Origin of the sequence: Brachybacterium sp. Marseille-Q7125, from assembly GCF_023062615.1 — a bacterium.
Classification (GTDB): domain Bacteria; phylum Actinomycetota; class Actinomycetes; order Actinomycetales; family Dermabacteraceae; genus Brachybacterium.
In genome coordinates, this window is record NZ_JALLAL010000003.1 from 112,044 (window position 1) to 134,895 (window position 22,852).

Genomic DNA, 22,852 nt, shown 5'->3' on the forward strand with positions numbered 1-22,852 from the left:
CGCTTCATGCCCGCTCCCGTGCCCCAGACCCCCGACGGTCCGTTCCTGCGGGTCCTGCAGGCGGAGCTGCTAGAGCGCCATGGCCCGCAAGGCTGGTGGTGGCCGGGCGAGAGCGCGTTCCACATCGCGCTGGGGGCGGTGCTGGTGCAGCGTTGCCGCTGGGTGCAGGCCCAGGCGGCGCTGGACGCCCTGAAGGCGGCCGGACTGGATGTTCCGCGGCGCCTCGCGGCGGCCGATGAGCAGACGCTCCTTCCCCTGGTGCGGGCCGCGGGCTTCCCGCGCAGCAAGCCGCGCCGGGTGCTGGCGCTCGGCCGCTGGTGGGACGAGCGCGCGCAGGCCGCGAGGGAGCTCGGGGATGCGGATCTGCGCCGGGAGCTGCTGGCCGTGGAGGGGATCGGTGAGGAGACCGCCGATGCGATCAGCCTGTACTGCTTCGAGCGCCCAGCGTTCCTGTGCGATGAGTACGCCCGGCGGGTCCTCACCGCCCGGGGTGTCGCCGTCCCAGGCACCTATCGCACCTTCGCGCAGCTGCTCGCTCCGGGGCTCGCCGCCGCGGCATTCACGGTGCCCGAGCTCGCGGAGCTGCACGGCCTGGTCGTCGAGGAAGGCAAGACCGTGGCACGGCCTCGGCCGGGTGCGTGATCAGGGCCTGGTCAGAGCCTCCTCAGGGCAGGGAGGTGATGATCTCCTCGAGACGCTGTGCCATCGGCTCCAGCCCGTAGCACGCGGCGTTCTCCCGGGCCGCAGCCGGGGTCACCTCGAGCGCCGCCCGGATCGCAGCGGCGAGGTCGGCGGTCTCGGCACTCTCGGCCACCACTCCCCCGCCCTTGATCACCTCCGGCATGGCCCCACGCGGGGTCGCGGCCACGGGGGTGCCGCTGGCCATGGCCTCCACGGGCGCCAGGCCAAAAGGCTCCGCCCACAGCGGTGAGGCGATGAAGACATCGGCCCGGGCCAGCTCCTGGCGGATCTGGGCGTGGGAGAGGTGGCCCACGTACTCGATGCTCGGCCCGCCCGCTGCGCGTGCGGCCTGTATCCGGGATCGCACCTGTTCCTCCATGTAGTCAGGGTCCGAGAGCAGGCCGCTGATCCGCAGGGCCACCCCAGCCTGCTGGGCGGCGTCGATCGCGACGTGCACACCCTTTTGATGGGTGATGCGTCCGGTCCACAGCGCCTGGGGCACACCACCGTCCCGGTCCGGCGCACACGTCGGGGCCACCGCACCCCAGAAGGCAGTGTCCACGCCGTTGGGCAGGACGCCCACCCCCGGGTAGTGCTCGCTCCAGGCGCGCGCATTGGCGGCGGAGACGGTGACGAAACGGTGGCGCGCCGGCAGAGTCGCGTCGCGCGCGAAATGTTCCAGGTACGACGGCACCGGTACGGGACTGTGCATGATGCTGACCAGGGGCTGCTCTGCAAGGAGGTCGTGCGGCAGGGCGCTCAGAGAGTTGTTGATGACCACGTCCGGGGGGTCAGCAGCCACCGCGACGCAGGCCCGACGGATCGCGGCCTCGCTGCGCTCATCCTGCACAGCACCCCGCTCGGGATCGGGGTTCAGCGCGTAGTCATGCTCGGCGGCCTCGATCACGTGCAGCTGCGCTCCTGGCGGCATCTCGCTGCCCTCCTTGGCCAGCAGCGTCACCGCATGCCCGCGCTCCAGCAGGGCACGGGTGAGCATGATCGAGTGCATTTCCATGCCGCCGGCCCACGGCTCGCGCAGCGGATGGTGGGGGTGGCAGATCATCGCAATCCGCATGGTGGACCTTCCGGGACGGACACGCCGAGCACCACCGCGGTGCACAGCCTTGCCGGCACGCTACGGCCCAGGGGCACGGTCATGCCCAGGCCCCCACATCCGTCGGCATCATCACTGGTCAGCGAACCGACCGTCAGGACGGTCCGGAGTATCACGGTGGGCTCCGGAGAGTCGCGGTGGGCCGGGCGTCTTCAGTCGTCCGCGGGAGCACGCACCCCGTCCAGCACCGCATCGAGCACAGCTTCGACCTGCTGATCGGTGAGCGGTGTGCGCACGATCGAGGCGGAGACGAGGATCGGTGCGGTCAGCAGGTGGGCGATGAGCGCGGTGGACACGTCCTCACGCAGCTCTCCGCGCTCCCGCGCCGCCGCAAGAATGCGCGGCAGCGTCTTCTCCTGCGCCTCCCAGCTGCGCCGATTGGCATGCGCGAAATGCGCTTCTGCGCTCGTGGCGGCCAGTCCATTGAGGACTCGCTCGAGCCGAGAGTCGGAGAAGTCTCGGAAGGCCAGCAGGTAGCTCAGCAGGTCAGCACGGAGATCGCCGACGGTCTGGACGGTGAGGCTGCGGTAGTAGGCCTCGAGCGCATCAGCGACCAGCGCCTCGCGGTCGGCCCAGCGCCGATGCAGGGTGCGGCGGCTGACACCGGCGGCGTCGGCGATGTCCTGCATGGTGAAGTCGGTGCCGCGCTCCTCCAGCAGGCTGAGCACGGCGGCATGGATCGCCTCGGTGTTGCGCCGGGTGCGCCCGCCGGGGCGCACGGACCCGTAGGGGGCGGGATTCTCCGCATCTGCCTCTGACCTGCTCATCTGCCCAGCATAGAGAACTGAGCAAACGTCGCCCCTTGACGTGGTCTCCCCTCATCGCGCTAGTGTCGCTTTATGAGTCATTAGAGGCTTGCTCTCCCGACCGAAAGGACCCTGCCATGCGTACGCTCATCCTCGGTGCCGGCGGTGTCGGCTCCGGTGCCGCCCGTCACCTGTCCGCCCTTCGCCCCGACCTCGATCTGCGCATCGCCGATCTGTACGAGGAGGCGGCCCAGCGCGTCGCCGCAGAGCTCGGCCCCCGCGCCGAAGGCATCGCCGTGGATCTGCATGACCCGGCATCCCTCGCCCCGGCCCTCGACGGGGTGGATGCCGTGCTGCACACCGCGGGCCCCTTCTACCGCAACGCCCGACCGCTGCTGGAGGCCGCGGCCGAGCGCGGCATCGCGTACCTCGACATCGATGATGACGACGACATGCTCCTGTCGCTGCTCGGAGATGAGGAGCTTCGGGGCCGGGCCGAGGAGTCCGGGGCCCGCCTCGTGGTCGGCGCCGGCACCACCCCGGGGATGTCGAACCTCGTGGCTCGCCGCAGCATCGATGCGCTCGATGAGGCGCAGGACGTGCAGATCACGATGCTGCTGCCACTCGCGGTGGCGAAGCGCTTCAGCCCGGCGGTGCTCGATCACATGGTGCACATCAGCACCGGGGAGGTGCTCGCGCAGCGCGATGGCGAGATCACCCCGATCCCCGCCTATGCCGAGCCCCGGGAGGAGGTGACTCCTCCCGGCGCGCAGCAGAGCGTTCCGGCGCTGACCGCGGGCCATGGCGAGACGGTCATGCTCGCACGTTCGTTCCCGCACCTGCAGGAGGTCACGGTCCGCCTGTCGTGGCTCGGCGAGCAGGGCAATGCGACATGGCGGATGATCACCGCGATCGCCCGCGGCGCCGAGGGCGAGATCGAAGGGCTCGGGGCGACCGCCACCCAAGTCCTCGTCCACCTCATCCGTGCTGGCGCCCTCGATGAGCTGCTGGCGAGCGAGGGCGTCCCGACGGTGGGGACGCTCGTGGAGGTGCAGGGACTGCGCAACGGCCAGCCGGTGCGGCTGCGCACGCTCATGGATCTGCTGGGCAAGCGGGATGTGCCGCCCGAGATGCGGCAGGACCCGACGGCCGTCGCGGCGGCCATCGGCCTGGACGCCCTGCTGGACGGACGGATCACGGGCACCGGTGTGCTGACCCCGGAGCTGTGCTTCGATGGGGAGGATCTGCTGCGCCGCTTCGAGGCGGACTCGACGGTGCTTTTCGTCGAGGATGAGATCGTCGAGGGGCCCGCCGCACAGTGAAATAGCCGCACCGTGAGGTAGCAGGCCAGAGCATCAGGCCCGGCTGGAACTCCCCCGGCCGTGCGACCACGCAAAAGCCGGAGCCGCGGCGTCACCTCTCGATGATGCCACGGCTCCGGCTGCTGGTGGAGCTAAGGGGATTCGAACCCCTGACCTCTTCCATGCCATGGAAGCGCGCTACCAACTGCGCCATAGCCCCAGATCGGGAGTCGCCCGCGGGCGACTCGTCGATATTACACCGCAGGCCAGGTCAGGCGAAACTCGGGGGCAGGTTGTGTGACAGCAACCTCATCAGGCCCTCGCACCCGGCGGCCTGCAGCGGTTCAAGGACGCTGCGGTGGCAGTTCTCCAGGCCCGCGATGCCGCGGAACCCGTTGGGGTCCTCGCCGATGAGCGCCGTGATGCCCAGGGTGATAGCGGCACCGTGGGCGACCACCATGACCGTCTTGCCGGGATGCTCCTGCAGGAGGCGGCGCGCCCCCGCGGCTACCCGCTCGGCCACCTCGGGGCGGTCCTCCACGCCCACCCCCTCGACGGTGCGGTGCGCACGCCAAGCGGCGTGCTCCTCGGGCCAGCGCTGCCGGATCTCCTCACCCCGCAGACCCTCCCAGTCCCCGAAGCTGCGTTCGAGGAAAGCGGGGTCGGTGGTGACCGGAACACTGGTCACCCGCCCGATGACCTGCGCGGTGGCCAGCGCGCGCTGCAGCGGCGAGGCGACGATGACATCCGGCGGATCGGCGGTCACAGCGGCCGCGAGCCGCTGCGCCTGCGCGGCGCCGGTGGTGTTCAGCGGGATGTCCACCTGGCCCTGCAGGCGCCCTTCCCGGTTGTAGTCGGTCTGCCCGTGCCGAACCAGCACGAGCCGGGAGCGCTGCGACTTCACTCGGTCTCGGCCTCATCGATCTGGAGGTCCACGACGGGGGCGTCGCGCCACAGCCGCTCCAGTGCGTAGAAGGCGCGGTCCTCAGCATGCTGGACGTGCACGACGATGTCGCCGTAATCCAGCAGCACCCAGCGGGCGTCCCGCTCGCCCTCGCGACGCAGCGGCTTGCGGCGGCGTTCCTTGAGCAGCGCCTCTTCGACGCCGTCCACGATCGCAGAGACCTGGCGCTCGGAGTCACCGCTGGCCACAAGGAAGATATCGGTGATGACCACCAGCTCGGAGACGTCCAGGCCGATGATCTCCTGGGCGAGCTTGTCGGCGGCGGCCTGGCCGGCCACGCGGGCGAGGTCGAGGGATTCGTCGGGAGCAGTCACGCGGCAGGATCCTCCAGGACAAAGCGGTCTGATGAGTGAACGGGGAACACGGGGCCGCCGGGAATCATGCCCCGCAGGCCGGGAACAGCAGCAGCGGACAGGGCCGCAGCCCCACTCACGCCGGGGCCGAGCACCCCGGTTAGCAGCAGCACCACGAGCGTGATGAGCGCTGCAGCGAGAAGGATCCACACGATCCACAGCAGCGGCCGTCCCGTGGTGCCTTCGCTGCGGTGCAGGACGCGGCCCTCAAAGCGGGGGGCGGGTCGCGGCGGCGGCGCCTCGGTGACGGACAGCTCGCCGAGCTCCACACCATCGCGGTCCTGTGGCAGCTCCGGGCCGATGGCGTTCGTCGCTGGCTCGGCGGAGATCTCCGCGGCCGGTTGCGCGGCGGGGGCCGGAGCGTCGGTCAGCTCGATGATGCGGGCGCGGCGCCCGAACTTACGCAGCTGCGGCCGGGGTGCATCGGCCCCAGGCGGTGCGACGGCGCGACGCACACCGGGCACCTGCGCACCGGCCTGCCCGGACTCCAGGGCAGCGCTCTCCTCGGGGCTCAGGCGGCGGGCCCGGCGGCCGCGCCGCGGGGTGGATTCGGCCTCGGTCATCGGCCGTCACCTCCTGTGTAGAGGGCGTACTTGTTGATGTACTGCACCACGCCGTCGGGCACCAGGTACCACACGGGCGCACCGGCGGCGACGCGGGTGCGGCAGTCGGTGGAGCTAATGGCCATGGCCGGCACCTCGATGAGGGTCACGCCGTCATCGGGCAGTCCCGAGGTATCCAGGGCATGGCCGGGGCGGGTGACGCCCACGAAGTGCGCCAGCTGGAAGATCTCCTCGGTGTCCTTCCAGGTGAGGATGTTCTGCAGAGCATCCGCACCGGTGATGAAGAACAGGTCCGCATCGGGGTGCTCAGCATGCAGATCGCGCAGCGTGTCGATGGTGTACGTGGCGCCGGGGCGGTCGATGTCCACGCGCGAGACCGTGAACACGGGGTTCGCGGCGGTGGCGACCACGGTCATGAGGTAGCGGTGCTCAGGATCGGAAATCTCCCGGTCCGCCTTCTGCCAGGGCCGTCCCGTGGGGACGAACACCACCTCGTCGAGGGCGAAGACGCTTTGGACCTCGCTCGCGGCAACGAGGTGGCCGTGATGGATGGGATCGAAGGTCCCCCCCATCACTCCGATCCGGCGGCGCTGCTGCTCCACGTGGTCAGTGGTCTCCGTCGGTGCGGCTGTGCTGCTCGTCCTTATGGCGCTGGTGGTTGCCGCTGATGAGCCAGGTGATGCCCAGCAGGGCCATCAGCGACAGGAACATGCCGATACCGATCGCGGGGGCGGGAACGCCGCCGGCCTCGGCCAGGAGCGGGAGCTGATCGATCATGGTTCAGGGAGCCTTTCCACGGGTGACCGGCCCATCATCCCACAGCGTGGCCGGTCACCGGCCCGGAACGCGCCCGGTGGGAGGGGGTTCACGGGCGCACGTGCCCCTGGCCGATCACCTGCCAACGGGTGGTGGTGATCTCCGGCAGGCCCATCGGTCCGCGGGCGTGGAGCTTCTGCGTGGAGATACCGATCTCGGCGCCGAAGCCGAACTGCCCGCCGTCGGAGAAGCGGGTGGAAGCGTTGGCCATCACCACCGCGGAGTCCACCTCGGTGAGGAAACGCTGCTGGCTGGTGAGGTCCCGGGTGAGGATCGCTTCGGTGTGCCCCGAGGAGTGGGCGCGGATGTGCTCGAGGGCCTGGTCGAGGTCCGCGACCACGCGCACGGCGAGGTCCAGGGACAGGTACTCCTGGTCCCAGTCCTCCGCGGTGGCGGGCACGACGTCGGCGCCGCTGCCCTCGAGCAGCTGCGCGGCGCGCTCATCGACGTGCAACCGCACCTGAGCCTGCCCGAGCGCCGGGCCGATCAGCGCGAGGGCCTCGTCGGCGATGTCCTGGTGGATCAGCAGGGTCTCCAGGGCGTTGCACACTCCGACCCGCTGCGTCTTCGCGTTCAGCACGATCTCGAGCGCCTGGGGCAGGTCGGCGCTCGCATCGATGAGCACGTGGGTGGTGCCGGTGCCGGTCTCGATGACGGGGACCTGCGCGTTCTCCACCACGCGGGCGATCAGCCCGGCGCCGCCACGCGGGATCAGCACATCCACCAGGCCGCGGGCGCGCATGAGAGCATCGGCGCCAGCACGCCCATACTCATCGATCCCGACGATGAGATCTGCCGGCAGCCCCTGTGCGGTGAGCACCTGCCGCAGCACTTCGATGATCGCGGTGTTGGAGTGCAGGGCCGCGGAGCCGCCGCGCAGCACGACGGCCGAGCCGGCCTTGAGCGCGAGGCCCGCGGCATCGACGGTGACGTTGGGGCGGGCTTCGTAGATCATGCCGATCACGCCGATGGGCACGCGCACCTGCCGCAGCTGCAGTCCGTTGGGGAGGGTGGAGCCGCGCACCACCTCCCCCACCGGGTCCGGCAGAGCAGCGGCGTCCAGCAGCTGCTGGGCGATCGCTGCGATGCGCTGCTCATCCAGGGCCAGGCGGTCGCGCAGGCCCGCGCTGATCCCCGCGGCGTCGGCCGCCTCGAGGTCCCGCGCGTTCGCGGCGATGATCTGCCCGGATTGCGCGACGAGCGCCTCGGCCATCGCGTGCAGCACCTCGTCCTTGCGCTCGCGATGGAGGTGGGCCAGGTGGCGCTGAGCATCCTGTGCGGCGCGTGCAGCGGCGTGGACGGCGGTGGTCACAGCATCGGGGGCGATGGCGGCATCGGTGGCGGACATGAGCCCAGGATAGGCAGTTGTGCCCTGCGGCGTCATACGTGGTCATACAGGGACCATTTCGGGGTCTGAGCAGGCATTTCCACCCTATGGTCGAGGCGTACCTGCACATCCTCAGCGTCGTGCCGACCCGGCACGGCCCACACCGTGAAAGGACGCCCCGTGGCCACGTTCTCCGCCTCCGGCACCTCCCTGTCCCCCACCAAGATCGAGGTGCAGGCCCGCCAGTTCACCCTGACGATCGATGAGCCGCCGAACCTGGGCGGTGAGGACCATGGCGCGAACCCCGTCGAGTATGTGCTCGGGGCCCTGCTGGGCTGCCTGAACGTCGTGATCCAGATGGTCGCGAAGGAGAAGGGCATCGAGTACCGCTCCCTGAAGCTCACCGCGGAGGGCGACCTGAATCCCGCGAAGCTCATGGGTGAGGATGTCACCACCCGCCCCGGCTTCCAGGAGATCCGCGTCGCCGTCGAGCTGGACACCGACGCCGATGAGCAGGCGGTCGCGGAGCTCCTGTCCGAAGCGGAGTCCCGCTGCCCGGTCTCGGACAACCTCGCCAACGCCACCCCGGTGCGGATCAGCGCCGCCGCACGCGCCTGAACGGCCTGCCGTTCAGTACCTGTCGTTCAGGACCTGACCGCGTTCACAGCACCACCATCTGATCGCGGTGGATGGCCGGGCGACGGTACCGCTCCCCCAGCTCCTGGCTGGTGCGGGCGGTGCCGCGCCCGGCCATTGCGCGCAGCTCTTCGCTGCTGTATCCCGTCAGACCCCGGGCGATCACGGCCCCGTCGGGCCCGGCGACATCCACCGGCACCCCGGCCGGGAAGTCGCCGGTGACGGTGGTGACGCCGACGGCCAGCAGCGAACGCCGACGCGTGCGCACGGCCTCCGCCGCGCCCGCATCCAGGTGCAGGGTCCCCGCGCCGCGGGTGGCGAAGCGCAGCCACACCAGGCGGGAGCGGCGCCGTCCCTGATGCGCAGGGAAGAAGGTACCGACGTCCTCCCCTGCGATGAGCCGGGGGAAATTCGCCGCGGAGGTCATCACGGCGGCGGTGCCGGTGGTGGATGCGAGCTGCGCGGCGGAGAGCTTGGTGACCATCCCGCCGGTGCCGACGGCTGACCCGACCTCGCCGATGCTCACACCCTCGAGGCGTGACACATCGGGCACCTCCGCGATGCGCTGCGCGCCGGGCTCCCGGGGCGGCGCCGTGTAGAGGGCATCGACGTCGGTCAGCAGGATCAGCGCATCGGCGCCGAGCAGCTGGGCGACCAGGGCGGCCAGGCGGTCATTGTCCCCGAAGCGGATCTCGTGGGTCGCGGTGGTGTCGTTCTCGTTGATCACCGGCACGGTGCCGAGGCTCAGCAGCGATTCGAGGGCGCTGCGCACGGTGCGGTAGGTCTCGCGGCGCACCACATCGGTCTCGGTGAGCAGCACCTGCCCGGTGATCAGGTCGTGGGCGGAAAACGCGCTCTGCCAGGCGGTGGCCAGCAGGGCCTGGCCGACGCTCGCGGCCGCCTGCTGCAGGGACACATCGGTGGGGCGCTGCGCCAAGCCGAGCGGTCCGAGCGCCGCGGCGATCGCGCCGGAGGAGACCAGCACGACCTCGGTGCCGCGGGCGCGCAGACCCGCAGCGACCTCGGCGATCGAGGCGAGCTGCTGTGATTCGAGATGGCCGCGGCCGTCGGTGAGGCTCGAGGAGCCGATCTTCACCACCACACGGCCGGCCCGGTCAAGCTCCGCACGGTCGGTGATGCGGGCCGGTTGGCGCAGATCGGAGGAGTGACCAGCGTGCGGTGCGCTGCTCATACGCGCCGCCCGTCCCCATCGTCGGCGGGATCGGTCCAGTAACCGGCCTGACGCTCGGCCTCCATCGCGGCCAGACGATCCATGCGCGCGGCGGTGCGGGCGCGCTGCTGCTCGCGCTTCTCCTCGCGGGTGGGGCGGTGGCGCTCCTCGAGCCGCTGATCGGTGCCACGGGCGCCGAGCAGCTCGGCGCCGCCCACCATCGTCGGCTCCCAGTCGAACACCACGGCGTCCTCCCCGGGGCCGATGAGCACGGTCGATCCGGCGACCGCGCCCGCGGCATACAGCTCATCCTCCACGCCGAGCCGCGCGAGCCGATCGGCGAGGTAGCCGACGGCCTCATCGTTGGCGAAGTCGGTCTGACGCACCCAGCGCTCGGGCTTATCACCCTGAACCCGGTAGGCGGTCTCACCGTCGTACTGCTCGGTGACCACGCAAAAGCCCTTCTCATCCTCCGCCGCGGGGGTGATGACGATGGGGGCCGCGTCAGGGGCGGGCAGCGCCTGGCGGGCCTCCTCCACGAGCTCGCCGAGCACGAAGGACAGCTCCCGCAGGCCCTTGTGGCTGACCGCGGAGACGTCCAGCACCGGCACGTCCCGCTCCCCCAGGCGGTCACGGACCATATCGGCCATGTCCACGCCGTCCGGCAGATCGGTCTTGTTCAGCACGATGACGGTGGGGCGCTCCATGAGCGGGATGCGGCCCTCGGTCTCCTCGTCCAGGCTCGCGGCGTAGGCGGCGAGCTCCGCTTCGATGGTCTCGAGGTCACTCACCGGATCACGCTCGGATTCGAGCGCCGCCGCGTCGAGCACATGCACGATCACGTGGCAGCGTTCGATGTGGCGCAGGAAATCCAGGCCCAGGCCCTTGCCCTGGCTGGCCCCGGGGATCAGCCCCGGCACATCGGCGACGGTGTACCGGTACTGCCCAGCCTCGACCACGCCGAGGTTCGGCACGAGGGTGGTGAAGGGGTAGTCGGCGATCTTCGGACGCGCGGCGCTCATCGCAGCGATGAGGGAGGATTTCCCGGCGGAGGGGTAGCCGACCAGGGCGACGTCCGCCACGGACTTGAGCTCGAGGACGAGGGTGCGCTCCTGGCCGGGCTCGCCGAGCAGGGCGAAGCCGGGGGCCTTGCGCTTGACGGAGGCCAGCGCCGCATTGCCGAGCCCGCCGTTGCCTCCGCGGGCGGCGACGTAGCGGGTGCCGATGCCGATCATGTCCGCGAGCACGGTGCCGTCCTCGGTGGTGACGACGGTGCCGTCCGGGACCGGCAGCACGAGATCCGCGCCGCGGGCGCCGTGGCGCAGGTCCCCTTTGCCGAAGCCGCCGCTCGTGGCACGCTGATGCGGCTTGTGGTGGTACTCGAGCAGCGTCGTGGTGGAGGCGTCGACCTCGAGGATCACGTCACCGCCGCGACCGCCGTTGGCCCCATCGGGCCCGGCCAGCGGCTTGAACTTCTCCCGACGGATGGACGCGGCGCCGTTGCCCCCGGAGCCGCCGATGACCTGCAGGCGGACGCGGTCGACGAAGGTGGCCATGGGTGCCTCCGAGTTTCTCTCAGGTGCCGGGCGGTCCAGCAGAGCGAGGATAGATGCCGACGAGGGGCGGAGCGCGTTCGGCTCCGCCCCTCGCAGGACAGGGTGCCCCGTACTCCGGGGCGCAGGATCAGACGGTCTCGACGACGGAGACCACGCGACGGTCGCGCTTGCGGCCGAACTCCACGGTGCCCGCGGTGAGCGCGAACAGGGTGTCGTCGCTGCCGCGGCCCACACCGTCACCGGCGTGGATCTTGGTGCCCCGCTGGCGCACGAGGATCTCGCCGGCGCCGACGACCTGGCCGCCGAAGCGCTTCACACCGAGGCGCTGAGCGTTGGAGTCGCGGCCGTTCTTGGAGGAGCTGACGCCCTTCTTGGATGCCATGTCGAATCAGTCCTTATCGCTGTCGGGGATCGCTCAGGCGATGCCGGTGATCTTCAGGCGGGTGAGCTCCTGGCGGTGGCCCTGGCGCTTCTTGTACCCGGTCTTGTTCTTGTAGCGGAGGATGCGGATCTTGTCGCCGCGGAGGTCCTCGACCTTCTCGGCGGTGACCTTGACCTTCGCGAGGTCCTTCTGGGCGGAGGTGACCTTGTCACCGTCGACCAGCAGCACGGGAGCGAGCTCGATGCTGTCGCCCGCCTCGCCGGCCACGCGGTTGATCACGATGGTGTCGCCCACCGACACCTTCTCCTGACGACCGCCTGCGCGGACGATTGCGTACACCACGTCACTGCTCCATCTTGTGAATCGGAATTGCTCGGGCGCCGTACGTCTGGGGAGTCTCACCGCGGACCTGCGACCGTCGACCGGTCCCGGGCAGGCCCGGGAGGGAGGTGCGGTCGCGCGGCGTCCACCGCCGAGCACGACTATCGACGCGTTTCGCGCCGAGGGATAGCTTACGGCCCGAGAATGTGCCGGTCAACCATCGGACACGGTCCGACCTGCGAGAACGCGGTCACACCCTGTGGAACACGTCACCCGTCGGACGGCTTCTCGGTGGGAGCGTCCGTGGAGGCATCCGTGGAAGCGTCCTTCGGGCTGTCCGAGGCTTTCACCTTCTCACCCTCCGCGACGGTCACGACCTGGCCGTCGACCACCACCTCAGGCGGCTGCTGACCGCTCGAGGCCGCAGCGATCGAGGCGATCGTGGCACGGGCGAGGGCGCGGGAGTCGGCGTCGTCCTCGAGGCGGTGCACATCTGAGGAAGTCTCCTCGCTCGACGTGTCCGTCTCCTCCTTGCCGCCACGGCCGCGTCGGCCCCGTCGGCGCGAGGAGCGCTGCCCCTCGCCATCGTGCCCGGAGGACTGGGGCTGCTCGCCGTCGACATCGATGATCATGCCGCGGCCGTGGCAGGCCTCGCAGGAGTGGGAGAAGGTCTCCACCAGGCCCTGCCCCACGCGCTTGCGGGTCATCTGCACCAGACCCAGCGAGGTCACCTCGGCGACCTGATGCTTGGTGCGGTCTCGGCCCAGGCACTCCACGAGGCGGCGCAGCACGAGGTCCCGGTTGGACTCGAGCACCATGTCGATGAAGTCGATGACGATGATGCCGCCGATATCGCGCAGCCGCAGCTGGCGCACGATCTCCTCAGCCGCTTCGAGGTTGTTCTTGGTGACCGTCTCCTCGAGGGAACCGCCGGAGCCGATGAACTTGCCGGTGTTGACGTCCACGACGGTCATCGCCTCGGTGCGGTCGATCACGAGGGAGCCGCCGGAGGGCAGGTAGACCTTGCGATCCATGGCCTTCAGCAGCTGCTCATCGATGCGGTGCTTGGCGAAGACGTCCTTCTCGCCGACATGGCGGGTGACGCGCTCGAGCAGATCCGGCGCCACATCGGAGACGTACTCGTGCACGTCCTGGTGGACCTTCTCACCCTCGACGATCAGGGAGGTGAAGTCCTCGTTGAAGACGTCGCGCACCACCTTGATGGCGATGTCCGGCTCCTGCGAGAGGGCCACCGGCGCCGACTTCGACTTCTGCTTCTTGGTGATCTTCTCCCACTGGGCGCGCAGGCGCTCGACGTCGTGGGTGAGCTCCTCCTCGCTCGCTCCCTCGGCGGCGGTGCGCACGATCACGCCCGCCTCATCAGGGATGATCTGACGCATGATCTTCTTCAGCCGGGCCCGCTCGGTGTCCGGCAGCTTGCGGGAGATGCCGGTCATGGATCCGCCGGGCACGAACACGAGGTAACGGCCAGGCAGGGAGATCTGGCTGGTGAGCCGGGCGCCCTTATGGCCGATGGGGTCCTTGGTGACCTGCACCAGCACGGAGTCGCCGCTCTTGAGCGCGAGCTCGATGCGGCGCGGTTGGCCGTCCAGCCCAGCGGCATCCCAGTTGACCTCGCCGGCGTACAGCACGGCGTTGCGACCCTTGCCGATGTCCACGAAGGCGGCCTCCATGGACGGCAGCACGTTCTGCACCTTGCCCAAGTAGACATTGCCCACCATGGAGGTCTGGGACTTCTGGGCGACGTAGTGCTCGACCAGGACGTCGTCCTCGAGCACGGCGATCTGAGTGCGGCCGGGGCGCTCACGCACCACCATGGAGCGCTTGACGGATTCGCGGCGGGCCAGGAACTCGGCCTCGGTGATGACGCTGCGGCGCCGTCCGGCATCCCGACCCTCACGGCGGCGCTGGCGCTTGGCCTCCAGACGCGTGGAGCCCTTGACGGCCTTCACCTCATCACGGGCCTCCCGCACCTTGACCACGGTGTTCGGCGGATCATCCGGGGATGTCTCATCGGAGCCGCTGCCGGAGCGGCGGCGACGCCGACGTCGACGGGAGCTCGAGGAGGAGCCAGAGGAGCCGCTGTGACCGCTGCCGGAGTCATCCCCGGAGTCGTCCTGGTCATCGCCCGTCTCCTGCCCCTGCTCGGAGGAGTTCTCGGAGGTCGAGGAGTCGTCATCGCTGCGCCCGCGGCCGCGACGGCCGCGCCCGCCGCGGCGGCGGCGCCGACGCGAGGAGCCGGAGCGCTCAGAGCTCGAGGAGTCCTCACTGCCGGAGGAGTCATCACCGCCATCGGAACCCTGGGCATCGGAGTCCCCCTCAGAGGCGCTCTGCTGATCCTGCCCGTTCTGATCGTCCGTGCTGTCCGCGGAGCCCTGGGAGCGCTGCGAGGAGCGACGGCGCCGACGCGCGGGGCGCGCATCGTCCGTCTCCGCGTGATCCTCATCGTCGGTATCAGCGTTCTCGGGCGCCTGGGCCGCCGCAAAGGAAAGGTCCGCGCTGCCCACGGGGGCATCCTGCGGGCCGACCGTGGTGCGGGGCTGCGGGGTAGGGGCCTGGAACAGCAGGGAGGCGAAGTCCATCTGGACCTGCTCGCGACGCCGGGCGCGATCCTCGTCCTGCTCATCCTCGGCGTCCGCAGTGTCCGCGGCGGGCCGGGATGAGGCGAGGGCACGCAGATCATCGGCAACGGTGGAAGGTGCCGATGCCTGCTGCTCGGGCTGTTCAGGCTCCGCCGGCTCTGCTGCCGTCTCCTCGTCGGCCTCGGCGGCGGTCTGCTCGGTCACGGGCTCGCTCGCGGGCACAACGGGCGCCCCGGCGGGAGCGCCGGCACGCCGACGGCGCCGGGCGGGCGCGGGGGCCGGTTCGATCGGCTCCTGGGACTGCGGGGCCACGATGGTGCGCGGCGCCGAGGAGACCTCCGGCTCGATCGTGGGCGGAGTGAAAGCGGGCGCTCCGGCGGGGGAGCCCGCGCGGCGACGCCGACGGGGCGCGCTCACAGGCGCCTTCGACGCCTCTGCGGTCTCCGGGGTAGACGTCTCCGGGGTGGCCGATGCGCCGGATTCGTCCTGCGGTTCGAGGGAAGTATGGGTGCTGTCAGCCATGCGGCCGTCTCCTTCGAGGGACCAGCGCACCCTGGCCCTTCGTGGTCATCGTCCCTGGGGACGGAAGTCTCAAGCCCTCTCCGTCGCGCAGCTCCACCTGTGAAGCGCAGCGATGCCGGACGCTTCGAGCACATCGGTCGCGGTCTGCCGCGTGGCCGGTGCTCCCCCGTCCTGACGCCGGGAGGTTCCTCCACCCGGTACGGGGCGAAGGAGTGCCTGGGCCAGTATGGCACAGGGCTCCGGCGAGGCGGCTGGCGCGACGCACCGGCAGGAAGGACGATGGTCCCGCAAGCGGGCCCCCGCAGCGCCTAACTTTTGTGACAGCGTGTGTCGTCCTTGGGAGGAAGCATGGAAGCCCTCGATATCGCACGGTGGCAGTTCGGCATCACCACCGTGTACCACTTCATCTTCGTGCCGTTGACCATCGGGCTGTCGTTCCTGGTCGCGATCATGCACACCAAGGCGGTGCGCAGCAAAGATGCGGTCACCAAGGACGCCTGGACCCGCCTGACGAAGTTCTTCGGCGGCATGCTGATCATCAACTTCGGCATCGGCATCGCCACCGGCATCGTCCAGGAGTTCCAGTTCGGCATGAACTGGTCGGAGTACTCCCGGTACGTGGGAGACATCTTCGGCGCGCCCCTCGCGCTCGAGGGCCTGCTGGCCTTCTTCCTCGAGTCGGTGTTCCTGGGGCTGTGGATCTTCGGCTGGAACCGGATGAACGAGAAGCTCCACCTGATGACGATCTGGATGGTCGCGATCGGCACCATGCTCTCGGCGTATTTCATCATCGCCGCGAACAGCTTCATGCAGCACCCGGTCGGCGCCGTGTTCAACCCGGAGACGGGCCGCGCGGAGATGGATCCCGGGCAGGGCTCCCTGTGGTCGGTGCTCACCAACGTGACCACACTCGCGGCCTTCCCGCACGTGATCTTCGGCGCCTGGCTGACCGCCGCCGCCTTCGTGGTGGGCGTGGCCGCCTGGCACCTGGTCAAGCACCATAACACCGCCCGGGAGCTGGGCGTGGACAGCGCAGAGGGGGCTCAGCACCGCACGCTGGCGCAGACCATCTTCCGGCCCGTGCTGCGCTTCGGCGTGCTGATGATGGTGATCAGCGGGATCGGCCTGGTCGTCACCGGTGACCTGCAGGCCAAGATCATGTTCCAGCAGCAGCCGATGAAGATGGCCTCCGCGGAGGCGCTGTGCGAGACGACCGAGGGCGCGGCCTTCTCGATCCTGACCGTCGGCGGCCCCGATGCCTTCGCCACCGACTGCGACGGTGTCACCCACCTCATCGAGGTCCCCTACGTCACCTCGATTCTGGCCACGAACGACCCGAATGCCACTCTGCAGGGCGTCGAGGACCTGCAGGCGCAGTACAAGGCCGAGTTCGGTGAGACCGTCACGGACATCTACGGCAACGAGGTGGAGGCGGACTACCGCCCCAACCTGTTCGTCACCTACTGGTCCTTCCGCCTCATGATCGGTCTGGCCGTGTTCAGCGCGATCCTCGCCGTGTGGGCGTTCTGGGTGACCCGCGGCAAGGGCGATCAGGCCCGCACCACCGGCTCGAAGGCCTTCAAGTGGTTCGCGGTCCTCGCGATCCCGATGCCGTTCCTGGCCAACGCCGCCGGCTGGGTGTTCACCGAAATGGGCCGCCAGCCCTGGGTGGTCCACCCCAATCCCGATGACCCGACGGTGCGCCTGATGACCGTGCAGGGCGTGTCCAACCACGAGCCCATGGTGGTGCTGGTGTCGCTGATCGCCTTCACGCTGATCTACGGCGTGCTCGCCGTCATCTGGTTCGAGCTCATGCGCAAGGCCGCGCTGAAGGGCATTCCGCTGCCCCGGAAGCGCGAGGAGTCGCAGAAGCTCGACACCCCGACCATCTCCTTCGGATACTGAGAGAGCTGAGGATTCCCCATCATGGACATCACTTTCCTCCAGGGCCTCTGGTTCGCTCTCATCGCGGTCCTGTTCGCCGGGTACTTCGTGCTCGAGGGCTTCGACTTCGGCGTCGAGATGAACCTCGCCACCCTCGGCAAGGGCGACCCCGAGCGCAACCGCACCATGCTCAAGACCATCGGCCCGATCTGGGACGGCAACCAGGTGTGGGTGCTCGTGGGCGGAGCCGGCATCTTCGCGGCGTTCCCCGAGTGGTACGCCACCCTGTTCTCCGGCTTCTACCTCGCGCTGCTGCTTCTGCTGCTGGTGCTGATCCTGCGCGTGTGCGCCTTCAAGTGGCGGGAGAAGCGGGACTCCGCGGCCTGGCACAAGGGCTGGGACATCATCCACATCATCTCCGGTTTCGTGCCGGCACTGCTGTGGGGCGTGGCCTTCGCGAACATCGTGCGCGGCGTCCAGATCGACGACAACGCGTGGATCACCACGAACCTGATCGGGCTGCTGAACCCCTTCGGGTTGCTGGGCGGCCTGGTGTTCGTGGGCCTGTTCTGGCTGCACGGAACCCACTACCTGGCGCTGCGCACCACCGGTGAGCTGCGCGAGGATGCCAACAAGCAGGCCTCCTGGATGATCTACCCGGTGATCGTGCTGGGCGCGATCTTCCTGATCTGGAACCAGCTGGCGCACTCCAACACCTGGCTGACCTGGATCCCGCTGCTCATCGCAGCGCTGGCCCTGGTCGCGGTGATCTTCACGAACAAGGCTCGCCGGGAGGGCATGTCCTTCCTGGCCACCACCGTGGCGATCATCGCCGCGGCTGCGCAGATGTTCGGCGGCCTGTTCCCGAACGTGCTGCCGGCCACGAACGATTCGGCGAACTCGCTGACCATCGCGGGCTCCGCCTCGACTGAGCACACGCTGCTGCTGATGGCGATCTTCGTGGTGCTGTTCCTGCCGATCGTGCTGTTCTACCAGGCCTGGGGCTACAAGGTGTTCAGCCACCGTCTGACCGTCGGCGAACCGGATGAGCGCGAGGGCCAGGGCCCCAAGGCGCGCATCGCCGGCGCCTACCGGGCGGCCTTCGAGCAGGAGTGATCCTCAGGTGATCCTGCGATGATCGCTTCATGACCACCTCCACTGAGCGCCCGGGCGTGCCGCCAACCGGCGGCTCCCCGGGCGCTCCGTCGTCCTCTCCCTCCTCGGCGCCGCGGACGTCCCGCGCCTCGCGTGCGCCTTTGGATCCACGGCTGCTGCGCCATGTTCGGGCCGCCCGCTCCCATGTGGTGCGCACGGCGCTGCTGGGCGTGGTGCAGGCCGCGGCGATCATCGTCACCGCCCTCGCGCTCGGCGGGATCGGTGGGGCTCTGCTGAGCGACGCGGTGGCCCCGCAGGCGCTGCCGGGCCTGCTGGCTGCTGTCGTACTCGCCCTGCTGGTGCGCGCCGGTGCGGTGATCATCGAGCAGCGCACGGCGCACCGCGCGGCGACCGCGGCGATCGCGCAGCTGCGCACGGACGTGGTCGCGCACACCGCACGCCTGGGCCCTCGCGCCGGGGCGGGCCGCGGCGCGGATGTGACGACGCTGGCGACCACGGGCATTGAGAATCTCCGCCCCTACCTGGTGGGGTATGTCCCCAAGCTCCTGCTCACCTGCACCGCCACTCCCCTGGTCCTCGTCGCCCTGGTGCTGCTGGATCTCGATTCGGCGCTGATCGCCCTGGTGACTCTGCCGCTGATCCCGATCTTCATGATCCTGGTGGGGAAGATGACGCTGGGCCGCTCCGAGCGACTGCTCGCGGATATGCGCACCCTGTGGGCGCAGATGCTGGACCTCGTGGAGGGCCTGCCCACGCTGAAGGCTTTGGGGCGCGAACGCGGACCCGAGCGGATCATTCACCGGCTCGGCGAACGCCATCGTGGCTCGACCATGGGATCGCTGCGCTACGCCTTCCTGTCCTCCTTCATGCTGGAGTTCCTGGCCACGCTGTCGGTTGCGCTGATCGCGGTGCACATCGGCCTGCGCCTGGTGTTCGGCGAGATGGAGATCGGCCCGGCGCTCGCGGTGCTGGTGCTCGCCCCGGAGGTGTATCTGCCGCTGCGGCAGGTGGGCCAGCAGTACCACTCCTCCACCGACGGGCTCGCGGCGGTCAACGCCGCCTTCGCGGTGCTCGAGGAGGAGGGGATGGCCGACGGGACCGTGCCCGCCCCGGACCTGCACCAGGTCACCATCGCACTGCAGGAGGTGAGCGTCCGCTCCCGCTCCGGCTGGGCCCCGCACCGCATCTCCGGTCAGATCCGGCCTGGGCAGATCACCGTCCTCGCCGGGCCCAGCGGCTCCGGGAAGACGACGCTGCAGCAGGTCCTGCTGGGGCTGCTTCCCCCCGATCACGGCAGCGTGGCCCTGCGCGCAGCAGACGGCACCGAGCTGCCGATCGCCGAGGTGGAGCGCCGCTCCTTCTGGGATCAGGTGATCTGGCTGCCGCAGCGTCCGGTGCTGCGGCCCGGTACTCTGCGTGAGCTGCTGCTCGAGGTCCGGCCAGCGGCGAGCGAGGAGGAGCTCGCCGCGGCGGCGGCCCGCACGGGCCTGGATCAGGTGATCGCCGAACGCGGCTGGGAGGCGCAGCTGGGCCGGGGCGGGCAGGGGCTGTCGCTGGGCGAACGCCAGCGGGCGGCGCTCACCCGGGCGCTGCTGTCCGAGGCGCCGCTCGTGGTGCTCGATGAGCCCACCGCACACCTCGACGGCGGCACGGAGGACCTCGTGATCGAGCTGCTGCACACCCTGCGCGCCCAGGGCCGCACCATCGTGCTGGCCGCCCATCGCGAGTCCCTCGTGGAACTCGCCGATGCGGTGATCGAGGTGCGCACCGCCGCTGCTGCCGAGGAGGTGTCCCGATGAGCCCGCTCGCCGCCGTCATGAGCGCGATGGAGATCCCGCGCTCCCGCCTGCTGGCCGCCGTCGGCGCGGCCGTCGCGACCCTCGCGGCGAGCTTCGCCCTGGCCGCCGTCTCCGCGTGGCTGGTGACCACCGCGTGGACCCGCCCGCCGGTGCTGGATCTGACGGTGGCGACGGTCGCGGTGCGGGCGCTCGGCGTCTCCCGCGGCGCGTTCCGCTGGCTGGACCGCATGCTGTCCCATGACGTCGCATTGCGCGGCGTGGTCTCGCTGCGCACCGGGCTGTTCACGGCGCTGGCTCGCCGGGATGGCGATGCGATCTCGCGCCTGCGCCGCGGGGACCTGCTGGCACGCCTGGGCGATGATGCGCAGGAGATCGCCAACCACATCATCAACGCCGTGGTCCCCGCACTCGTGAGCGTGGTGATGACCCTCATCGTGACGATCACGCTGCTGCCGATCTCCTGGATCGCGGCGCTCGCGATGCTGGCGTCCCTCGTGGTCGCCGGGGTGCTCGCGCCGGTGGCGGCGCTGCGTGCTGCGGCGCTCGCGGAGGACGCTGTCGTGGAGCATCGCACCCAGGTGACCGCGCAAGCCCTGGACACGGTGGACGATGTGTCCGTGCTGCGCGTCCAGGGTCGGCTCGAGAGCACTCTCGCGGAGCTTCACGCACAGCAGTGCGCGCATGACGCGGCGATGGACCGCGCTGCCCTCCCGTCGGCCCTCGCCGCGGGAACGGTGCCGCTGGTGATGATCCCCGCCCTGCTGTCCTCGGTGCTGGCCGCCGGACCGCTGTGGACGCAGGGCATCCACCCGGCCGGGCTGATCGGCATCCTGCTGCTGCTTCCGCTGTCCTCCTATGAGGCGGCGCAGAACCTGCCCGCCGCCGCCTCGCAGCTGGCGCGCTCCCGCGCCGCTGCCCGTCGTCTGGTCGCCACCGCCGGGACGCCCGACCCGCGGGCCGTCACCAGTGAGGCGGAGCGCCGCGCGGCCTCCCGGGGCTTCACGAGCAGCCTGGTGCGCGCCACCTGGCAGGACTACACGGCCGGCGGCATCGGGGAGCGCGGGCAGGACGTCGAGGACCAGGATCTGGAAACCGCCGCGACACCGCTGCGAGCAGACGCGGACAACAGCGACGGTCATCCTGCAGGTGCAGTGAGCGCTGAGCCGCTGCCTACCCCGCACCTGCGCGCCCGGCATCTCACCGCCGGATGGGCGCCCGATGCCCCACGCGTCGAGAACCTCGAGCTGGATCTGCCGCCCGGGGGGCGCCTGGCAATCATCGGCCCCTCCGGAGCGGGCAAGTCCACGCTACTGGCCACCCTGGCGGGTCTGCTGCGTCCGCTGCAGGGCGAGGTCACGCTCGATGACGCCGATCTCGCAGACCTCTCCCCCACAGAGCAGCGCCGCCGGATCGTCATGTTCGCCGAGGACGCCCATGTCTTCGCCACCACGGTGGCGGAGAACGTGCGGGTGGCCCGCGGTGATGTGACCGACGCCGAGATCGCCGCGGCTCTTGAGGCTGTGGGGCTCGGTACGTGGGTGGAGCAGCTGCCGGAGGGTCTTGCCACGGTGCTGGGGCCCGACGGGACGACGGTCTCCGGCGGGGAACGTCGGCGCCTGCTGCTGGCCCGCGCCGTGGTGCGCTCTGCGCCCATCACGCTGCTGGATGAGCCCACCGAGCATCTGGATCCCGAGCTCGGTGATGCGCTGCTGGGTCGTCTGCTGGGCCCTTCGTCCGATCCGCTGCTCCCCGCCGCCGCTACCGTGGTGGTCGTCACGCATCGCGTGGAGGCAATCCCGCCGGGCACGGCGGTGCTGGACCTCGCCGCGCTGCCCCATCTTGCCTAGAGGACGCCCGATGACCACGACGATTGCCGCCGCCCCGGCCACCGGTGCGCGAGCCCGCCTGCAGGACCTGTGCGCCGCCGTGCTCGCCGGCGGGGAGAGCGAGGACCTGCTGGAGCTGCTGGTCCGCTCGGCCCGCAGCGATCTGGATGCTCGCAGTGCTCTCCTGCTGACGCCGCTCGAGCCGTCCCGCTGGGGCGTGGAGATGGTGGATGGGCCCGATGCCGCTCAGCTGCTCGGTGAGCAGGTGCCCGCCACCTCCGCGATCGGGCGGGGGCTGCGCGATGAGGATGTTGCGGCACTCGAGGCCGTGGAGACGCTCACCATCGGTGAGGAGACCTGCCGGGTGCTCATCGCCGTGATCGACGCGGGCGAGCAGGGCATCGGTCTGCTGACCGCCCTGCGCGCCCAGGATGCCGAGCCGTTCGATGCGCTCTGCCGCGAGCGTCTGGACGCCCTGGCGGGCCTGATCGGCCTGACGCTGCGCCTGCCCACCCTGGGGGCGTCGGCCCAGGTAGACGATGAGCGCTCCCGGATCGCCCGGGACCTGCACGACCTTGCGATCCAGGAGCTGTTCGCCGTCGGCATGGAGCTCGAGAGCCTGGTGGACGATCTGGGCTCCCCCGAGGAGCCGCCCACGAACACGCGGATTCGCACGTCGGTGAAGACCTCGGTGCAGGGGGTCGAGAACGCGGTCGCGCAGATCCGCCAGATCGTGCAGTCGCTGCGCCGCGAGCGACTGGAGGCGACGCTGTCCGAACAGCTGCGCCACGAAGTGGGGCTCGCCACCGCGGGCCTCGGCTTCGTGCCCTCGCTGCGACTACCGCAGGATTCGGCGCACATGGACGCGGAGATCCCGCCGGAGATCGCGGAGGACGTCGTGGCCGTGGTGCGTGAGTGTCTTGCCAACGCTGCCCGGCACGCGCATGCCAGCGCCGTCGCGGTGTCGGTGAGCGTGTTCTCCGAGGGCGTGGACCGGGTGGTGCAGGTGAACGTCTCGGACAACGGCCGCGGGATCGACCCCACGGTGCGTCGCCGCAGCGGGCTGGCGAACATGTCCTCCCGAGCGCGGCGTCACTCCGGGTGGGTCGATGCGATCAACCTCGAACCGGGCACGATGATCTCCTGGCGAGTCACGCTGCCGGTGGAGTGA

General features: G+C 70.3%; 21 protein-coding genes and 1 tRNA gene. 8 read left to right on the forward strand and 14 right to left on the reverse strand.

Annotated elements, in window-relative coordinates:
• Positions 1 to 6: 6 nt before the first annotated feature.
• A complete protein-coding gene (locus MU407_RS01865) occupies positions 7 to 642 on the forward strand; it encodes an endonuclease III (RefSeq protein ID WP_246954889.1) in 636 nt (211 codons plus the stop codon).
• A 22-nt stretch (positions 643 to 664) separates the two neighbouring features.
• Here the strand turns inward: MU407_RS01865 and MU407_RS01870 are convergent, their stop codons facing one another.
• Together MU407_RS01870 and MU407_RS01875 are read right to left on the reverse strand one after the other, a co-directional pair.
• Entirely contained in the window at positions 665 to 1,756 is a 1,092-nt protein-coding gene (locus MU407_RS01870) for a glycosyltransferase (RefSeq protein WP_246954890.1), read from the reverse strand.
• A 191-nt stretch (positions 1,757 to 1,947) separates the two neighbouring features.
• Positions 1,948 to 2,562 carry a TetR/AcrR family transcriptional regulator gene (locus tag MU407_RS01875; RefSeq protein WP_246954891.1) on the reverse strand — a complete coding sequence of 205 codons (615 nt, stop codon included), beginning with the start codon at positions 2,560 to 2,562 and terminating at the stop codon, positions 1,948 to 1,950.
• Positions 2,563 to 2,678: 116 nt separating this feature from the next.
• On the opposite strand from MU407_RS01875, the gene MU407_RS01880 reads away from it, so the two are divergent.
• Positions 2,679 to 3,863, forward strand: coding sequence for a saccharopine dehydrogenase NADP-binding domain-containing protein (locus MU407_RS01880; RefSeq protein WP_246954892.1), 1,185 nt, complete (start codon positions 2,679 to 2,681; stop codon positions 3,861 to 3,863).
• Between the two features lie 123 nt (positions 3,864 to 3,986).
• Here the strand turns inward: MU407_RS01880 and MU407_RS01885 are convergent.
• The 7 genes from MU407_RS01885 to MU407_RS01915 all read right to left on the reverse strand — a co-directional run bounded on the left by MU407_RS01885 (position 3,987) and on the right by MU407_RS01915 (position 7,886).
• A tRNA-Ala gene (locus tag MU407_RS01885) sits at positions 3,987 to 4,062 on the reverse strand.
• Positions 4,063 to 4,113: 51 nt separating this feature from the next.
• Complete coding sequence (locus MU407_RS01890; protein ID WP_246954894.1) at positions 4,114 to 4,746, reverse strand: histidine phosphatase family protein; 633 nt, start codon at positions 4,744 to 4,746, stop codon at positions 4,114 to 4,116.
• Complete coding sequence (rsfS, locus tag MU407_RS01895; protein WP_102237339.1) at positions 4,743 to 5,120, reverse strand: ribosome silencing factor; 378 nt, start codon at positions 5,118 to 5,120, stop codon at positions 4,743 to 4,745. The genes MU407_RS01890 and rsfS overlap by 4 nt, the downstream gene beginning before the upstream one ends.
• A complete protein-coding gene (locus MU407_RS01900) occupies positions 5,117 to 5,722 on the reverse strand; it encodes a hypothetical protein (RefSeq protein WP_246954895.1) in 606 nt (201 codons plus the stop codon). Before MU407_RS01900 ends, rsfS begins: the two co-directional genes overlap by 4 nt.
• Complete coding sequence (nadD, locus tag MU407_RS01905) at positions 5,719 to 6,324, reverse strand: nicotinate-nucleotide adenylyltransferase (RefSeq protein ID WP_348647993.1); 606 nt, start codon at positions 6,322 to 6,324, stop codon at positions 5,719 to 5,721. Before nadD ends, MU407_RS01900 begins: the two co-directional genes overlap by 4 nt.
• Before the next feature lie 4 nt (positions 6,325 to 6,328).
• A complete protein-coding gene (locus MU407_RS01910) occupies positions 6,329 to 6,499 on the reverse strand; it encodes a hypothetical protein (protein ID WP_199173947.1) in 171 nt (56 codons plus the stop codon).
• A gap of 88 nt (positions 6,500 to 6,587) precedes the next feature.
• Positions 6,588 to 7,886 (reverse strand): glutamate-5-semialdehyde dehydrogenase, encoded by a 1,299-nt coding sequence (locus MU407_RS01915; protein ID WP_246954896.1) that lies wholly within the window; start codon positions 7,884 to 7,886, stop codon positions 6,588 to 6,590.
• Between the two features lie 159 nt (positions 7,887 to 8,045).
• Between MU407_RS01915 and MU407_RS01920 the strand changes: the two genes are divergently transcribed.
• Positions 8,046 to 8,483: an OsmC family protein gene (locus MU407_RS01920; protein ID WP_246954897.1), complete on the forward strand. Its 438-nt coding sequence runs from the start codon at positions 8,046 to 8,048 to the stop codon at positions 8,481 to 8,483.
• A gap of 43 nt (positions 8,484 to 8,526) precedes the next feature.
• Here the strand turns inward: MU407_RS01920 and proB are convergent, their stop codons facing one another.
• From proB to MU407_RS01945, 5 genes are all read right to left on the reverse strand, one after another.
• Positions 8,527 to 9,693 carry a glutamate 5-kinase gene (gene proB, locus MU407_RS01925; RefSeq protein ID WP_102237343.1) on the reverse strand — a complete coding sequence of 389 codons (1,167 nt, stop codon included), beginning with the start codon at positions 9,691 to 9,693 and terminating at the stop codon, positions 8,527 to 8,529.
• Complete coding sequence (gene obgE, locus MU407_RS01930; protein ID WP_246954898.1) at positions 9,690 to 11,228, reverse strand: GTPase ObgE; 1,539 nt, start codon at positions 11,226 to 11,228, stop codon at positions 9,690 to 9,692. Before obgE ends, proB begins: the two co-directional genes overlap by 4 nt.
• A 127-nt stretch (positions 11,229 to 11,355) precedes the next feature.
• Positions 11,356 to 11,610 (reverse strand): 50S ribosomal protein L27, encoded by a 255-nt coding sequence (gene rpmA / locus MU407_RS01935; protein WP_102237345.1) that lies wholly within the window; start codon positions 11,608 to 11,610, stop codon positions 11,356 to 11,358.
• A gap of 33 nt (positions 11,611 to 11,643) precedes the next feature.
• On the reverse strand, positions 11,644 to 11,952 hold the full coding sequence (gene rplU, locus MU407_RS01940) for a 50S ribosomal protein L21 (protein WP_102237346.1): 309 nt from the start codon (positions 11,950 to 11,952) through the stop codon (positions 11,644 to 11,646).
• Between the two features lie 248 nt (positions 11,953 to 12,200).
• Entirely contained in the window at positions 12,201 to 15,056 is a 2,856-nt protein-coding gene (locus MU407_RS01945) for an Rne/Rng family ribonuclease (protein ID WP_246954899.1), read from the reverse strand.
• Positions 15,057 to 15,404: 348 nt separating this feature from the next.
• On the opposite strand from MU407_RS01945, the gene MU407_RS01950 reads away from it, so the two are divergent.
• From MU407_RS01950 to MU407_RS01970, 5 genes are read left to right on the forward strand one after another with little or no spacing between them, the layout of a single operon-like run.
• Positions 15,405 to 16,961, forward strand: a complete 1,557-nt coding sequence (locus MU407_RS01950; protein WP_246954901.1) for a cytochrome ubiquinol oxidase subunit I — start codon at positions 15,405 to 15,407, stop codon at positions 16,959 to 16,961.
• 21 nt (positions 16,962 to 16,982) lie between these two features.
• A complete protein-coding gene (gene cydB, locus MU407_RS01955) occupies positions 16,983 to 18,056 on the forward strand; it encodes a cytochrome d ubiquinol oxidase subunit II (protein ID WP_246954903.1) in 1,074 nt (357 codons plus the stop codon).
• 29 nt (positions 18,057 to 18,085) lie between these two features.
• Entirely contained in the window at positions 18,086 to 19,855 is a 1,770-nt protein-coding gene (gene cydD, locus MU407_RS01960) for a thiol reductant ABC exporter subunit CydD (RefSeq protein WP_246954905.1), read from the forward strand.
• Entirely contained in the window at positions 19,852 to 21,702 is a 1,851-nt protein-coding gene (locus MU407_RS01965) for an ATP-binding cassette domain-containing protein (RefSeq protein WP_246954906.1), read from the forward strand. Before cydD ends, MU407_RS01965 begins: the two co-directional genes overlap by 4 nt.
• A 10-nt stretch (positions 21,703 to 21,712) precedes the next feature.
• Entirely contained in the window at positions 21,713 to 22,852 is a 1,140-nt protein-coding gene (locus MU407_RS01970) for a histidine kinase (RefSeq protein WP_102237351.1), read from the forward strand.

Coding starts and splice junctions, on each gene's coding strand:
- MU407_RS01865 (WP_246954889.1), top strand. CDS start 7: ATGCCCGCTCCCGTGCCCCAGACCCCCGACGGTCCGTTCCTGCGGGTC.
- MU407_RS01950 (WP_246954901.1), top strand. CDS start 15,405: ATGGAAGCCCTCGATATCGCACGGTGGCAGTTCGGCATCACCACCGTG.
- MU407_RS01910 (WP_199173947.1), bottom strand. CDS start 6,499: ATGATCGATCAGCTCCCGCTCCTGGCCGAGGCCGGCGGCGTTCCCGCC.
- MU407_RS01875 (WP_246954891.1), bottom strand. CDS start 2,562: ATGAGCAGGTCAGAGGCAGATGCGGAGAATCCCGCCCCCTACGGGTCC.
- MU407_RS01900 (WP_246954895.1), bottom strand. CDS start 5,722: ATGACCGAGGCCGAATCCACCCCGCGGCGCGGCCGCCGGGCCCGCCGC.
- proB (WP_102237343.1), bottom strand. CDS start 9,693: ATGAGCAGCGCACCGCACGCTGGTCACTCCTCCGATCTGCGCCAACCG.
- MU407_RS01915 (WP_246954896.1), bottom strand. CDS start 7,886: ATGTCCGCCACCGATGCCGCCATCGCCCCCGATGCTGTGACCACCGCC.
- cydD (WP_246954905.1), top strand. CDS start 18,086: ATGACCACCTCCACTGAGCGCCCGGGCGTGCCGCCAACCGGCGGCTCC.
- obgE (WP_246954898.1), bottom strand. CDS start 11,228: ATGGCCACCTTCGTCGACCGCGTCCGCCTGCAGGTCATCGGCGGCTCC.
- MU407_RS01880 (WP_246954892.1), top strand. CDS start 2,679: ATGCGTACGCTCATCCTCGGTGCCGGCGGTGTCGGCTCCGGTGCCGCC.
- MU407_RS01870 (WP_246954890.1), bottom strand. CDS start 1,756: ATGCGGATTGCGATGATCTGCCACCCCCACCATCCGCTGCGCGAGCCG.
- cydB (WP_246954903.1), top strand. CDS start 16,983: ATGGACATCACTTTCCTCCAGGGCCTCTGGTTCGCTCTCATCGCGGTC.
- MU407_RS01970 (WP_102237351.1), top strand. CDS start 21,713: ATGACCACGACGATTGCCGCCGCCCCGGCCACCGGTGCGCGAGCCCGC.
- MU407_RS01965 (WP_246954906.1), top strand. CDS start 19,852: ATGAGCCCGCTCGCCGCCGTCATGAGCGCGATGGAGATCCCGCGCTCC.
- rpmA (WP_102237345.1), bottom strand. CDS start 11,610: ATGGCATCCAAGAAGGGCGTCAGCTCCTCCAAGAACGGCCGCGACTCC.
- MU407_RS01945 (WP_246954899.1), bottom strand. CDS start 15,056: ATGGCTGACAGCACCCATACTTCCCTCGAACCGCAGGACGAATCCGGC.